The organism is Paenibacillus sp. FSL F4-0125 (genome assembly GCF_038008565.1).
Taxonomy (GTDB): Bacteria; Bacillota; Bacilli; order Paenibacillales; family Paenibacillaceae; genus Paenibacillus_AQ.
In genome coordinates, this window is the sequence record NZ_JBBOZJ010000001.1 from 2774403 (window position 1) to 2789467 (window position 15065).

The 15065-nt window shown below is 43.4% G+C and carries 13 protein-coding genes; 9 read left to right on the forward strand and 4 right to left on the reverse strand.

Annotated elements, in window-relative coordinates; all coding sequences use genetic code 11:
• Window positions 1–61: 61 nt before the first annotated feature.
• Complete coding sequence (locus NST74_RS11980) at window positions 62–586, reverse strand: type 1 glutamine amidotransferase domain-containing protein (RefSeq protein ID WP_341112233.1); 525 nt, start codon at window positions 584–586, stop codon at window positions 62–64.
• A gap of 206 nt (window positions 587–792) precedes the next feature.
• Between NST74_RS11980 and NST74_RS11985 the strand changes: the two genes are divergently transcribed.
• The 3 genes from NST74_RS11985 (at window position 793) to NST74_RS11995 (ending at window position 3305) form a co-directional block, all read left to right on the forward strand.
• Window positions 793–1245: a hypothetical protein gene (locus NST74_RS11985; RefSeq protein ID WP_341112234.1), complete on the forward strand. Its 453-nt coding sequence runs from the start codon at window positions 793–795 to the stop codon at window positions 1243–1245.
• Window positions 1246–1509: 264 nt separating this feature from the next.
• Window positions 1510–2520: a catabolite control protein A gene (gene ccpA, locus NST74_RS11990; RefSeq protein WP_036686140.1), complete on the forward strand. Its 1011-nt coding sequence runs from the start codon at window positions 1510–1512 to the stop codon at window positions 2518–2520.
• A gap of 89 nt (window positions 2521–2609) precedes the next feature.
• Complete coding sequence (locus NST74_RS11995; protein ID WP_341112235.1) at window positions 2610–3305, forward strand: 5'-methylthioadenosine/adenosylhomocysteine nucleosidase; 696 nt, start codon at window positions 2610–2612, stop codon at window positions 3303–3305.
• Window positions 3306–3307: 2 nt separating this feature from the next.
• Here the strand turns inward: NST74_RS11995 and NST74_RS12000 are convergent, their stop codons facing one another.
• Entirely contained in the window at window positions 3308–3940 is a 633-nt protein-coding gene (locus NST74_RS12000; RefSeq protein WP_341112236.1) for a GNAT family N-acetyltransferase, read from the reverse strand.
• 160 nt (window positions 3941–4100) lie between these two features.
• Between NST74_RS12000 and acsA the strand changes: the two genes are divergently transcribed.
• Window positions 4101–5825: an acetate--CoA ligase gene (acsA, locus tag NST74_RS12005; RefSeq protein ID WP_042126819.1), complete on the forward strand. Its 1725-nt coding sequence runs from the start codon at window positions 4101–4103 to the stop codon at window positions 5823–5825.
• 82 nt (window positions 5826–5907) lie between these two features.
• Here acsA and NST74_RS12010 read toward each other — a convergent pair whose 3' ends face one another.
• Together NST74_RS12010 and rpsD are read right to left on the reverse strand one after the other, a co-directional pair.
• Window positions 5908–8820: a transglycosylase domain-containing protein gene (locus NST74_RS12010; RefSeq protein WP_341112238.1), complete on the reverse strand. Its 2913-nt coding sequence runs from the start codon at window positions 8818–8820 to the stop codon at window positions 5908–5910.
• A gap of 145 nt (window positions 8821–8965) precedes the next feature.
• Window positions 8966–9565: a 30S ribosomal protein S4 gene (gene rpsD / locus NST74_RS12015; RefSeq protein WP_042126823.1), complete on the reverse strand. Its 600-nt coding sequence runs from the start codon at window positions 9563–9565 to the stop codon at window positions 8966–8968.
• A 399-nt stretch (window positions 9566–9964) separates the two neighbouring features.
• On the opposite strand from rpsD, the gene NST74_RS12020 reads away from it, so the two are divergent.
• The 5 genes from NST74_RS12020 (at window position 9965) to NST74_RS12040 (ending at window position 15027) form a co-directional block, all read left to right on the forward strand.
• Complete coding sequence (locus tag NST74_RS12020; RefSeq protein ID WP_341112239.1) at window positions 9965–11959, forward strand: sensor domain-containing diguanylate cyclase; 1995 nt, start codon at window positions 9965–9967, stop codon at window positions 11957–11959.
• Between the two features lie 130 nt (window positions 11960–12089).
• On the forward strand, window positions 12090–12956 hold the full coding sequence (locus NST74_RS12025) for a hypothetical protein (protein ID WP_341112240.1): 867 nt from the start codon (window positions 12090–12092) through the stop codon (window positions 12954–12956).
• 94 nt (window positions 12957–13050) lie between these two features.
• A complete protein-coding gene (locus NST74_RS12030) occupies window positions 13051–14166 on the forward strand; it encodes an aminopeptidase (RefSeq protein WP_341112241.1) in 1116 nt (371 codons plus the stop codon).
• A gap of 106 nt (window positions 14167–14272) precedes the next feature.
• Window positions 14273–14518, forward strand: a complete 246-nt coding sequence (locus NST74_RS12035; protein WP_042126831.1) for an HPr family phosphocarrier protein — start codon at window positions 14273–14275, stop codon at window positions 14516–14518.
• A gap of 212 nt (window positions 14519–14730) precedes the next feature.
• Window positions 14731–15027, forward strand: a complete 297-nt coding sequence (locus NST74_RS12040; protein ID WP_042126833.1) for a YlaN family protein — start codon at window positions 14731–14733, stop codon at window positions 15025–15027.
• Window positions 15028–15065: the final 38 nt, after the last annotated feature.

The window sequence follows — 15065 nt, forward strand, 5'->3', positions numbered from 1 at the left end:
TTCACAGCATTGTGAGAAACAGGGCTTGTTTTATTTTTAACCAATAGATGCGTATTGTACTTTATTCCCCAGCAAGTGCATCACAAAAGGCTTTGCCATAAGGCGGAAGATCCGGCGGGCGACGAGCGGAGATGATATGTCCATCCGTTACCACTGCTTCATCCTTCCATATAGCTCCGGCATTCTCCATGTCATCCCGGATGCCCGGTGTGGAGGTGACGGTTACACCTTCCAGAATTTTAGCAGAAATTAATACCCAACCTGCGTGGCAGATCTGTCCAATTGGTTTTTTAGCCGCATTAAAATCCTTTACGAGCTTTAGAACGGCACTGTATCTACGGATTTTATCCGGAGCCCAGCCTCCAGGAACTAGAATGCCATCATAATCAGCAGCGTTTAAATCATCCCAGGAGTACTCTGCTTTTGCTGGTACACCATATTTGCCGATGTACGTCTTATCTTTTTCCAAACCTGCCAAGTGAACCTCAGCACCTTCTTCTCTCACTCGGTACACGGGATACCAGAGCTCCAAATCTTCAAATTCATCGTCTACGAGTGCAATGACCTTTTTGCCAGCTAGTCTCATTTTGTTAAGCTCCTTTCGTACCACATGATCTTTCATATTCTATCAAATTTAAAATACGAAGTCATCTGGAGAGTTGTAAATAATAGACGAATTGCCAATTTAATCATTATATGCAATTAAGGAGGGTTTTAATCGAGGGAAGTCGAATATAGAAATTGAAAAGTCATACTTTGTACTTATTTTATTTCTTGCAAGAGGTGTAGTAGATGTATACAGATAATTTAATGGAGAAGTTGTGCAATTGTGGTGGCCTCATGACCTTACATATGCATTCATTAATTTTTAATACGAAGGTGAAGATTACACATGTTCCTGTTTATACTTGTCCGAAATGTACCAGTTATGAGCCAATGTCGTTTATTAAAGCGGATCTAGGAAGGTTAGTGAAGGAACTGAGCGCGGATGTGCCAAGACAGGATTTTTCGTTTACAGAAAGAAATGAATTAGCTAGTGTCCTAAAAGAATCTTTGACAGAGGTTATTGTCGGGGGATTTCATGAATTAGAGGTGGTTATCCGAGAGACAATTCAGGCTAGAGTGGATGTGCTGCTCGATTTATATCGATTAGCTGAAAGGCTCACGGACCAGAATTGGATGGAAGATACTAGTCGAAGATTGTCTCAATTAACGTTCCAAACGACCAAAAACGCAAATTATTAAAACATTCTGTGAAAATAATGAAAAACTTTCACGGAATGTTGGATTTTTCACTCACTTTTTGTTACGATAGATAGAAGTTACATGATTGTGCTCGTGAATAGGGAAACCTTCACTAGTCATAAATTGTAATTTAGGGTTACGTCTTCATCCTTGAAAGAAATTTTGAAAGGAAAATGAAGCGTTATCATTGCACAATTGTACAAAGTGTCGTATCATATTTTTAATTAGTCGAACGATAAAATTTATCGCAATGGAGAGAGTAATTTGACGGTAACCATTTACGATGTAGCGCGAGAAGCAGGCGTATCTATGGCTACGGTATCACGGGTTGTGAATAATAACCCTAACGTGAAACCGCAGACCCGGAAGAAAGTTTTTGAAGCGATTGAGCGTTTGGGATATCGTCCCAATGCCGTGGCGAGAGGACTTGCCAGTAAGAAAACGACAACCGTTGGGGTTGTCATCCCTGATATTTCAAACTCGATTTTTGCAGAAATTGCACGCGGGATTGAAGATATCGCGAACATGTATCATTACAATATCATATTGTGTAACGCGGATAAGCGCAAAGAAAAGGAAATCCGTGTCATCAATACGCTTTTGGAGAAACAGGTCGATGGTCTGCTCTTCATGGGTGGTACGGTAACTGATGAACATATCCAAGCTTTCCAGACTTCTGCAGTTCCAATTGTCCTATGTGCTACACGGGATGAGAAGGGGACTTATCCTTCCGTTGACATCGATCATGAAACCGCTGCTTTTGATGCAGTGAATACTCTGATTCGTCACGGTCACCGTGAAATCGCAATGATCAGTGGTACACTTCAGGATCCTGCGAATGGATATGCACGTTTCCATGGTTATAAGAAGGCACTTGAACAGGCTGGAATCGAGTATCAAGAAGACTTGGTGCGTATCGGTAACTACCGCTATGAATCTGGTGTCGAAGCCATGAAGTATTTCCTTGGACTCAAGAAGAAGCCAACCGCTATTTTTGCTGCAACAGACGAGATGGCTATTGGTGCGATTCACAGTATTCAGGATGAAGGCCTGAAGGTACCGGATGACTTCTCCATTATTAGTGTGGATAACATCCGTATGGCTTCGATGGTTCGTCCATTGTTGACAACTGTAGCCCAGCCTATGTATGACCTAGGTGCGGTAGCAATGAGACTTTTGACGAAACTCATGAAGAAAGAGACGGTTGAGAATCCGCGGGTTATCCTGCCTCATGAAACGATTCTCCGATTGTCTGTTAATCATCTGAATAAGTAATTTAAGAACTAAACAGTTATTCCGTAGAAAGCTCCTTTTGGAGCTTTTTATGTTTTTTACAGCGAAAATCATCGAAGGAGGCGTTAGTTTTGTATGAAATTATCGGATTAATTGGTGCGATGGATGAAGAGATTAAGCTGCTGCTAGAAGGAATGGAGAATAAAGAGACTAAGGTCAAAGCAGGAATACATTATTACATAGGAGATTTATTAGGAAAGTCAGTAGTGCTTTGTAAATCCGGTGTTGGCAAAGTGAATGCAGCAGCTACGACACAAATTCTGATTGATTCCTTTGGTGTATCACGTGTGTTGTTTACTGGCGTAGCTGGAGCTGTGCATCCTGAATTGAATATTGGAGATATCGTAATATCGTCTACTTGTGTCCAGCATGATGTGGATGCAACGGCACTTGGTTTCTCAAGAGGTGAAATTCCTTATCAGGAAAATTCCGTCTTTCAGGCAGATCCTGCACTGGTACTCCTTGCTGAGAGAGCGTGTAACAAGCTAGGTCAAAAGTACTTGGTCGGCAAGGTGCTTTCAGGTGATCAATTCATTTCTAACGTGGAGATTGTGGCCAAATTAAGAGAGGAGTTAGACGGAGCATGCGTGGAGATGGAAGGAGCGGCGGTTGCACAAGTCTGTGTGATGAACGCCACTCCCTTTGTCATAATTCGTTCGATGTCTGACAAATCTGATGGGTCTGCAAATGTTAATTTTAAGGAATTCACGGTAGAAGCCTCAGGGCGCTCACATGCCATATTAGAATATATGTTGCAGCACCTCTGATTTTAGTACATAAAGCGCTGTCTAAAACGTACCCTGTCGAAGGTCTCCTGTGAGGACATAGGCACCTCTTGTCCAATACGTACCATTAGACAGTTGGCTGGATGGGAGCAGATTTCAGGATCGTCTGTAGCATACCAAACCATATTTACAGTTTTCATTAATCGCTCCATCATTTGACGATAAGCCCATACATCAAGCCCACTTCCTTTTAAATCCCAGTGCCAATAATACTCAGTTGTAAAGACAATACAATTCTCCAATTGCTCCTGCTCAAAAGCAGTGGAAATCAGCAGCCGGCCAAGTCCGGCTCCCCTGTAATCATTACTAACCTCAATGGCCCCAAGCTCAATTAGATCCATCATTCCACCCTGTGACCAAAGCTCCATTTCATCCGGATAATGAAAGGTGACATAACCTACGATAGTGCCGTTCTCTACAGCTGTAATAATACGTCCTTCTGGCAGGCTAGCAATCTCTACGAGAGCTTCTTGCTGTTCTATTGGCTTGCGGAAGGCATCGAGATCAAGGTGCATGTGGAGGGCTTCTAGGTCCTCTGGAGACCGGGGACCGCTTACTGTAATTGTTCTACCTTTATATGAAAGCGTATGGGAAACAGGGATTTTACGATGCTCCATAGCCGTGCTCCTTTCAGATCATAAAATATGGAATGTAAACGTTTGCTATGTTATACTAATTCAGACATAAAAAATTCACATTCATTGCATTGACATCATTATCTAAGAGAAGAGTCTTACCCTTAAAGCTTAAATCAAACGAGTGAGGGAGGCAAGAGTGATGGGTCAAGTCCATAGCGAAATTTTGCCGGGCCGTGTACAGAGCTCCAATATGTCTGATTACACCCAGGCAGTAGCCGATTTTAAGTGGGAGGATGTTGAACGTAACTTCTCATGGTATGACACTGGCAAAGTAAATATGGCACATGAAGCAGTGGATCGCCACGTTCAAGAAGGACGGGGAGCGGCAACGGCCCTGCTCTACAGTGATGCGGTGCGGGATGAATCCTATACATTTGCCGATCTGCAGGAACGGTCGAACCGGTTCGGAAATGTATTGCGTAAATATGGTATCGGTAAGGGAGATCGGGTATTTATTTTTATGCCTCGTCAACCGGAACTATATTTTAGTTTACTAGGCATTTTGAAGATTGGGGCAATAGCAGGCCCTCTGTTCGAAGCCTTCATGGAGACAGCAGTCAAAGACCGGCTGGAGGATAGCGGTGCCGTTGCTTTGGTTACTACGCCTGAACTACTTCATCGTGTAAAGCGAGATGAGCTTCCGAATTTACGTCATATTTTTTTAGTAGGTGGTACCACTGATATCGAGCAAGGTAACTTAGGTTTCACTGAGGAGATGGCTAACGCATCTTCTGAGCTCGAATTGGAATGGCTTGACCTGGACGATGGCCTCATAATGCATTATACATCTGGTTCTACGGGAAAACCTAAAGGCGTTTACCATGTACAAAGAGCTATGATTCAACATTATTATACAGGTAGAGTGGTGCTGGATCTACGTCCAGATGATATTTACTGGTGTACAGCAGATCCGGGCTGGGTGACGGGAACATCTTACGGAATATTTTCTCCATGGTTAAATGGGGTAACGAATGTCGTAAGAGGGGGGCGTTTCAGCCCTCAGGATTGGTATAAGACGATTGAACGAAATAAGGTTAGCATTTGGTACAGCGCACCGACAGCATTTCGTATGTTGATGGGTGCAGGAGAGAGTTCAATTCAAGGTATTGATTTGAGCAGTCTGCGACATGTCCTGTCAGTTGGTGAGCCGTTAAATCCTGAAGTGGTGCGGTGGGGTGATAAGTTTTACAATCAGCGCATTCATGATACTTGGTGGATGACAGAGACGGGGGCACAACTGATCTGCAACTATCCTGGAATGGATATTAAACCAGGTTCAATGGGGCGTCCGTTACCAGGCATTGAAGCGGCGATTCTTGATGATCGAGGCAATGTTCTTCCGCCATTCTCTATGGGGAATCTTGCGATACGGACACCCTGGCCATCCATGATGAACTCGATCTGGAACAATCAGACGAAATATGAGGAGTATTTCCGTATTCCTGGTTGGTACATTTCTGGTGATTCCGCTTATATGGATGAGGATGGATATTTCTGGTTCCAAGGACGGATTGATGACGTTATCAATTCTTCTGGAGAGCGTATTGGACCATTTGAAGTAGAGAGTAAATTAGTAGAGCATCCAGCTGTAGCTGAAGCGGGCGTAATTGGTAAACCAGACCTCGTGCGTGGGGAAATTATTAAGGCTTTCATCTCGCTGAGAGAAGGTTACATTCCTACGGCTGCTCTCAAAGAGGAGATCGCGGCATTTGTTAAAGCTGGATTGTCTGCACATGCTGCTCCGAGAGAAATCGAATTTAAGGATAAACTCCCTAAGACAAGATCTGGTAAAATCATGCGGCGTGTATTAAAGGCTTGGGAGCTTCATCTCCCGACTGGCGATTTATCAACGATAGAGGACTAGAATGGATTATAAAAAACACCGTTCCCTGATGGATTCAAGGGAACGGTGTTTTGCTGTGTGAAGTTATTTTGTTGACTACAGGTTAATGGTTTCCATTCGTACTGCCGGCTGTGCCACTATTACTGTTTCCATTGCCGCTACCTTCGCCAGATGGTAATGATGTAGGAGTCGGTAGAATGGTTCCTGGAACCTCAATATCCTCTCCTGGTACACTCTCAGAGTCTGTAGGAGGCGTTGTCTCCGGTCCTTGATCAGGATTTGGCGTTGCTTCCGGAGTTGGTGTAGTGCCTCCAGCAACGCTACCAGAAGCGGTCTCATTACCTGCGACATCAACAGCGGTAACATAGAAAGTTGCATTGGCACTCGCAGGTGTTCCTGGCGAGAATTCCTTGCTCTCGTCAGCCATAATTACAGCTTGCTTCTGGAAAGACCCACCGTTTAAAGAACGGTATAAGCGGTATCCTACTACATCTGGAGAGCCGCTTGGGGAGAAGGTGATCACAGCTTTACCGGTGCTGTATGAGACACTAACATTTCCAGGAGCAGTAGGGGCTGCGCCATCATCCACGCGTGGATCGACTTCAGTAGGGAAATCTGTCTTAGCATCGGCTGGCATATAATACTCCAACGATTTATGCTCCTTCATCTTAGGAAAGGCTGCCAAAAGTTCCTTAACTAATTCATGGATCGGTTTATCACGTTTTACTACGATTTTTTCTTTCAGGAAATCCTCCGGTGTACCTTCGAGCGGGATATAATTAACGCCATTGTAAGTAATATATTTGGCTTTGGATATCCCGTCGTCGCTCTCTTTAGGCACATATTTCGCATTGAAAAGATCTGTTGTGAATTTGTCAGTCAGAGCCGTTGGCAGTTTACCGCTATAGGCGGAAACTGTCTTTTTGATGATTCCCTCAGGTTGTGTGAATTTGTCAGTAACAAACAAGTCTGGCTGCTTATCAATCACAGCATTCATGACTTTAGCCCATAAGGTCTGTGCTTGTCGTTTTTGTGTATCTCCCGAAAGGGTATTGATTTGTTCTTTATAACCGACCCACATGCCAAGTGTGACATCAGGGGTGTAGCCCATGAACCAGACATCTCCATAGTTCTGAGTGGAACCAGTCTTACCTACAATCGGAATGTCTTTAAAGTGTTTATAATCTCTTCTCACTGTACTTGCAGTACCTTCTGTGATTACTGTCCGCAGCATATCAGTCATCAGATAAGCAGTTTGCTCAGAGAATACTTGTTCAGGGTTAACCTTGTGCTGATAAACGATCTTGCCTTCCGAATCCACAATCTTCTCGATCATGTAAGCATCATTAAATGCTCCCTGATTGCCGATGGCGGAATAGGCATTGGTTAATTCTTCAACGGATGTACCGTACCGAAGACCACCTATTACCCCTGTCTGCGCTCTGTAATCATCTTCGGTAAGGGTAGTAATCCCTAGCTTTTTAGTAAAGGCCCAAGCATCCTCAATTCCGACTTTCTCGTTAAACAGTTTAAGTGCCGGCAGGTTGAGGGATTTATTAAGTGCATAACGAGCCGTAACTAAGCCTTGATAGCGGTTGTTAGCATTTTTAGGGATATGGAAGCCTTTTCCGCCATCCTTCAAAATGATTGGAGCATCATCCAAGATGCCGGCAGGTTGAATCAGTCCTGCATCCAAGGCAGGTAAGTAAGCTGAAATCGGCTTCATTGTTGACCCGGGTTGCCGGACCATTTGGGTTGCATAGTTCATTTGCTCGATGTTAAAATCGCGACCCTCAATCATGCCGAGAATGGCTCCGGTCTTGTTGTCGATCATTATGCCAGCCGTCTGTTCGATACCTTTTGTTTTGCTGTCCTTGGTGAAATTACTACTATCTTCGGAAATACTGTGCATTGCACTGTATACTTTCTTGTCAATCGTGGTATAGACTCGGTAACCACCAGTCATTAACTGTTGTCGTGCTTCCTCAAGAAGTACGACATTATCACTAGAGCTAGCAGTATCAGTTGTACCGTTTTTCTCTTCATTTAGTGACAAAAGAATCTCAGCTGCTTTACGCTCCGTTTCCATCATCAGGTATGGATATGTAGCATAGGCTTTCTTAGTGTGAGGAGCGAGAGAACTTTTAATATCAAATTTGAGTGCTTCATCATATTGGGAGGTAGTGATCTTGTTCTCCTCAAGCATACGACGCAGTACAAGCTGTTGACGGTCTATAGCTCTCTTGAATGCCTTTTCATTGAATTCTCCAATGCCATTGAATGCCGAATAAGCGGATGGAAGCTGTGGAAGGCCGGCCAAATACGCCGCTTGGGCAATATTCAACTTGTCTAGATCATCTAGACCGAATATACCTTTGGATGCAGCTTTAATCCCAAATACGTTGTAGCCATTCGAGCCATTACCAAACGGAACCTTGTTCAGATAAGCCGTTAGAATCTCTTGCTTGGTCAAGAAGCGCTCCAGTCTTAGCGAGAGCAGAATTTCTTTTGCTTTGCGATCTTCCGTTCGATCCAGATTGAGGAATACACGTCTTGCGAGCTGTTGAGTAAGTGTGCTGCCTCCGGTTTGAACGGATTCATTTAATAGCTTTTGCTTGACGGCACGTAAGGTGCCTTTGAAATCCACGCCATTATGCTCATTGAAATTATTGTCCTCTATAGCGAGAACTGCATCAATAATAATCTGGGGGATGTCGTTGTATTGAATGAGCCTTCGGTCTTCTTCAGTACGAAGCTGGCCGATTGGTGCGCCGTCACGGAAGTATGCGAATCCGGTGATAGCATTTTGTCCGACTTGCTGTTGAATCATTTCCTCGGAGCGAACAGGTTCATCCTTCACCATGGAAGTGACATACCCTGCTGCTGCACCACCGACGAACAGAATGCCTATTATGCCAAGAATAAACATCCACTTTACTACAGAACCAAACCTGCTGAGCCCGGATCTGCGGGGTGAAGGCTTCTTTACGTTTTTTTTCTTGTTCTCTTGAACCATCGACGATAATTCCTCCTTTTAACGGAATTATTATAGCACAAATTGACGATTTTGAATGCAGTCGGAGTGTTCATTACCTAATAGAATAACAAAAAGCCTCCGGATAAATCCGGAGGCTTTGGTCATACTCGCTATAAGCGAGATATTAACGGTTGTAGAACTCGACGATTTGTTTCTCATCGATATCCTGGGAAAGCTCGGAACGTTCTGGCAAACGAATATATTTACCTTCGAAAGATCCTTCAGCATATTCCAGGTAAGCTGGAAGGTGGGAACGGTTAGCAAGAGCTTCTTTGATGGAAGCCATGCTTTGGCTTCTTTCGCGAAGACCGATAACGTCGCCCAAGCTTACACGGTAAGAAGCGATGTCGACTTTTTTGCCGTTAACAGTTACGTGTCCGTGGGATACCAACTGACGTGCACCAGCACGGGAGTTAGCAAATCCAAGACGGTAAACTAGGTTGTCCAAGCGGCTTTCAAGCAAGAACATGAAGTTTTCGCCCGCAAGACCTGGAAGCTTTTGTGCTTTAGTGAAGAGAGTTTTGAATTGTTTCTCTCCCAAACCATACATGTGACGCAGTTTTTGTTTTTCCAAAAGCTGCATTCCGTAGTTACTTACTTTTCTGCGTTGGTTAGCTCCGTGTTGTCCTGGAGGAAAAGGGCGTTTTAAGTCTTTTCCTGTACCGCTAAGGGAAATGCCCAGACGGCGGCTGAGTTTGAATTTAGGTCCGGTGTAACGTGCCATGTTATAGTAGACTCCTTTATAATTGAAATTTCAGGGTAGGGCCTATTTGCGCCGCATTTCGTATCCGTGATTAGCATTAATGGCTTCCACACTGCCAGGGAAGTTCAGCCGCTGCCCTGGCAGTAACGAAATGCGTGAGGGTGACACAACGTTACGCCCAAGTAAGACTTGTTACAGTCTTGTTCAACAATAAATATTATATGAATACAATATATAAAGTCAAGCGATTATTAAAAGATTTTTTGTCAATCTTTGTCGATAGTTCTTTGGTCCTAAAAAAAAGTCCCGGAAATGATGAAAATATAATGCAATACACAAAGAAAGAGAGTAAAATATAGTTAATTAGTAGTTACTAGGGAAGATAGTTTTCTTAATCGAGATGCAAAGGGGATCTTCGTTATGTCAGAGCAGAAAGCATACGTCCATAAAGACAGCCGTATGCTGTTACAGGACAACATAAACGTTAGTAGAGATTCCGAAGATCCCACCGCCTGGCTTAGGGAAACGGAAATAGTAACGCATGACTTCCCTTATCTAGCAAATCTGATTGCAGACAGTTTCAATGAATGGTTTAGTGGGCTCGATGTCCTTCCATTCTCCAGATCTTGGGAATGGTCTGTGCTTAATTTTGAAGGTAAGTATTTAAGCAGCATACGCGATCAACAAGAACTATGGAGACAAAAGTGGGAACAGGCAGCAGCTTCTAGCTTGTTTTCAAGAACAATCTCTGCTGTTGAGTTGACCGTAGAAGGTAAGGATCTGAGCTTTTTTACCATACCGCTATTCACTCGCGTCGATAATGAACTCTTTGCATTTTTGGGCTGTTCTATGCCTACGCAACAATATGAAATGGGTGGACGAGATACCGCAGAAGCAATGTCGCTGCATTACCGTACCTGTTTCTATCATAAGTTTGAACATATATTTGTTGCAGATCTTGCAAGCACCCATATTCATGCTGAACGTGAAAGCAATCGTCGTTCTTTGTTATTTCAGATTGTCCAGCGGATGCATGACAACATAGATGTGAATGCCGTACTTTCGGAAGTCATTGATAGCATCTCTGCGATGTATCCGGGAGCGAGGCTTGAGCTGTTTATGTCTCAAGACCACCGCAGCACGCATCCGCAGGTCAAACCCTTACCATTCCACATGTCCAGTGATGATGTTTGTGCCAGGGCGTTTAAGGATGGACGCGTTGCACTGCACACAAGTGACGAGGATCACCGTAATGTAGAGATTGGTCTTCCGTTAGGTGGCAAGCAGGGGGTTTATGGAGTATTCCATATGGTTATGGATAATCCAATCTTTCCAGATGTTGATTTACGGTTTCTTTCAATGGTGGCCGATACAGCAGGAACTGCTTTTGAGAATGCCAAGCTATATGAGCGATCCAATCAGCTGATCCGTGAGCTCCGCATGAGTAATGAGCTTACCCAACGTCTGAATCAAAGCTTGCGTTTAGGTGATATTTTTCAATTTGCGTTTGAAGAGCTGCTTGAAATGTTTGGTGCAGATTACTGCTGTATCTTACATATGAATGAGGAAAAGGGCGGGTTAGAGGTTATTGCCTGCAACCATCCCTCTTTACAGAATGAAATTTTAGAAGTAGGGGCAGGCTTAGGTGGTAAGGTATATTCCACTGGAGAATCACTGATCATGTCTGACTACATAGATAATCCTAAGACAACTTCCCGACTAATGAATGCTACCGGTTCGCAGTCGCTGATCGCTACACCTCTTAGTGTGGGTGGTGAAATACGGGGTGCAATTATGTTAGCACATCGTGATGCACATTATTTTTCATATGATAATTATAGACTGCTGCAAGCGATGGCGGGGCATATTGGTCTAGCGGTAGGTAATGCCAGGCTACACGCTGAAGTCAGACGACTTGCGAACAGAGACAGCCTAACTGGACTTTATGCTCGACATTATTTGGACGAAGAGATAAAAGAAAGACAGTCTACAGACTTCTGCGGTAGTTTAATAGTTGTGGATATTGACCAGTTCAAGATTGTGAATGATACCTACGGTCATCAAAAAGGAGATAAGATTCTAAAAGAGGTCAGTGAAATCGTGAAATCCTCTATCCGTCAAGGTGATATTGCTGCTAGATGGGGAGGAGAGGAGCTATCCGTTTATTTACCGTTAATGGGAGTGGAACAGGCGGGTTATGTAGCCGAACGTATACGCAAACGCGTCATGGAAGAAACTGAACCTAGTGTAACTGTATCCTGCGGAATAGCGGAATGGAGTTGGATGGACGATCGAGTAAGCGTCGAGTCATTGTTTTATCGAGCGGATATGGCGCTGTATAAAGCTAAGAATAATGGTCGTAACCAAGTTGTCTTTGATATTAAAGAGAATGATAACCATACTAAGAACCCTTGAGGCTCACCTCAGGGGTTCTTTTTTTATATACCGGTTATTCAGGCTCTAATAGCGGTATAAGGCTTGCAGGAAGAGAGAACCCTATACGTGGGTTGCAAAAGCAAAATACTCCGAGAAAGGCCTGAGGACCGTGAGAAAGCTATTATTACTTAAGGGTGGAGTCCCTCTAATTCTTACTCTGTACTGTATTTTATGCAGCGGCTGCAGCGTCATAAGAGACAAACCAGCGAAAGAAGATTTAAGTTTGGCGTTGGCAGGGATGGCTGGAAGTGATGAGGTAGCTTTTGAAGGGGCGAATATGCTTACAAGAGGGGGAACGACGGTTCCTGAATCCTTATTGTTCTACGGAGGCACAGTGGAGGATCATAAAAAAGTGAAGCTATATACACTTCTTCCAGATAAATCCTCTCCTCAAAAAACAACTGCTAAAGGTGTTAAAGATTTAAAGAGTAGTACGTATGCTTTGAAACCCTACTACAGTCAGCTGGAGAAAAAAGAAGGCAGATGGGAGCTTCTGACTACTGAAAATTCTTCAGAAGAGGGAAACCCTTTACCTGCGCTTAATCCGCTGAAACAACTCGAAGAGCTTGACGCCATGGAGAAAAATGTAACCGAAGAGGCTGGGGCAGGCAGAGGGACAAGTGTGCTGCGAATCGAATTGACGCCTTCAGAGGCAAGAAAGCGGTTGTCTGTTGAACTGGAGAAAGAAATGCAGAACCTTCGACCTAAAGGTCTTGAATCTGCTGAGAACAGTACAGCAGCTGATCAGGCAGTCGCGAAAGCTTTGGAGAAGCTGTGGCAAAAGAAAAATAATGAATTACAGGAAAAGCTCAAACAGGCTAATGTAGAAACGGTCTACCACCTAACAATCGATAAGAAGCATAATCTGCCCAGAAGGCTTACCTTGAATCGAAAAGTAAGCTATTCCGGTGAAACGACGAATAAATCTGACAATGAAACTTATGTGTCTAAGGTCGATTTTACAGGCTACCGTTGATCTTTACATTGTTTTGCAGGTCTTGCGCTCGATAAAGGGCGTGCTACAATAGAACGGCATGCTTATTTTCAGACAGAGGAAGGAAGAGTACACAATGAAGGATCCCAGAATTCAAAAACTGGCAGCAAATCTTGTAGGTTATTCCGTAGATGTCCAGCCAGGCGAGAACGTGCTTGTAGAAATGATTGGAAGCGAAAGAGATTTAATTAAAGCTGTTGTAGAGGAAATCGGCAAGGCCGGCGGTCATGCTTTTGTGCAGTTGACAGATCGTACAGTCCTACGCAGCATGCTTAAATATGCAACACGTGAGAGTCTTCAGACATGGGCTGAAATTGACTTGAACCGGATGAAGCAAATGGATTGTTATATCGGCATCCGTGCAGGCGAGAATGTAAATGACCTGTCCGATGTTCCGGAAGAAAATATGAAATTGTATAATTCTTTGTATTCCCATCCAGTGCATAGTGAACAACGCGTGAAGCATACGAAGTGGGTAGTATTACGTTATCCCAATGCGAGTATGGCTCAGCTTGCAAATATTAGTACAGAAGCATTTGAGGACTTTTATTTCGAAGTATGTAATTTAGATTATGCCAAAATGGACAAGGCTCAGGATGCATTGGCCGATCTTATGCGCAGAACAGATAAGGTACATATTTCGGGTCATGGAACAGATCTTAAGTTCTCTATCAAAGGAATCGGTGCAGAGAAATGTTCTGGTCAAAAAAATATCCCGGATGGCGAGGTTTACAGCGCCCCTGTTCGTGATTCTGTAAATGGAACGATCAGCTATAATGCGCCATCTGTATATAACGGAGTAACCTTCGAAAATATCAAATTCAAATTCGAGAACGGGAAAATTGTTGAAGCAACCAGCAACGACTCCGCTCGTTTGAACGAAATCCTGAATTCAGATGACGGCGCACGTCATATCGGTGAATTTGCCATAGGCTTTAACCCGTACATCTTGCACCCTATGAATGATATTCTGTTCGATGAGAAAATTGCAGGCAGCCTGCACTTTACACCGGGGCAAGCTTATGATGTTACAGATAACGGAAATCGTTCCTCCATTCACTGGGATCTTGTATTAATCCAACGTCCAGATTATGGCGGAGGAGAGATTTATTTTGACGATATATTGATCCGTAAGGATGGAATCTTCGTGTTACCAGAACTAGAAGGTCTGAATCCTGAAAACTTGAAATAAAAATGTAAAAGTACGAAAACACCTTGCACAAGTAAGCGGATTCAAGGTATCATAAGAATGGATTACAAAGACTTATGTTTCATAATCAAGTTGCGGAGGGATTTCTATGTCCAGTAACAATGCGGCAATCGTTGATATTGCTCAAACGGCAGGTCAGTTCAACTCTTCTATCGTTCTTCAAGCGGACAACAAGTACATTGATGTTAAGAGTATCCTTGGTTTGTTCACGACTTTGGTATCAAGCCAAAGCTACGAGCTTCATGTTCACGGAACAGATGCAGAAGAAGCTAAGAAGGCAATGAGTGAAGTTTTTGCTAAACACGGTTTGAACTTTACAGTTGTAGCTGAGTAATAGTTGTATGTAAAGACGTCCTACCGATTTACGGTGGGGCGTTTTTTCTAGAAATAGATGCGGAATTAACTCCGTCCCTTATAAATAACTTAGCTGCTTCTTTCAAATAAATGGTTAGTATAAACAGAATTGTTGTATTGATATCCGATTTCGACTAATATTAAGTAAAATAGTAAAAGCAGCTTAACTTTTGGACATGGGGGGGAAGAGGCATGACTTCGTCGGAATTACAGGAACAGTTTAATCTTAAAGCGATCAATCTTCTACAAGAAGATGCCGATAAAATTCAGCAACTTATTGAAGTGCAGATGGAAAATCTGGCAACACGCTACTGCCCTCTCTATGAGGAAGTGCTGGATACCCAAATGTACGGTTTCTCAAGAGAGGTCGATTTTGCGGTTAGAGCAGGTTTGGTGCCAGAGATTACCGGTAAAATGGTGCTGAGTAAGCTGGAGCGGAATTTAGCAGTACTCTATGAGGCATTGAATAACAAAGCAAAAGAAGAATAATTTCGATTTTAAAGTATTCATAGAAACGCACATGAGGA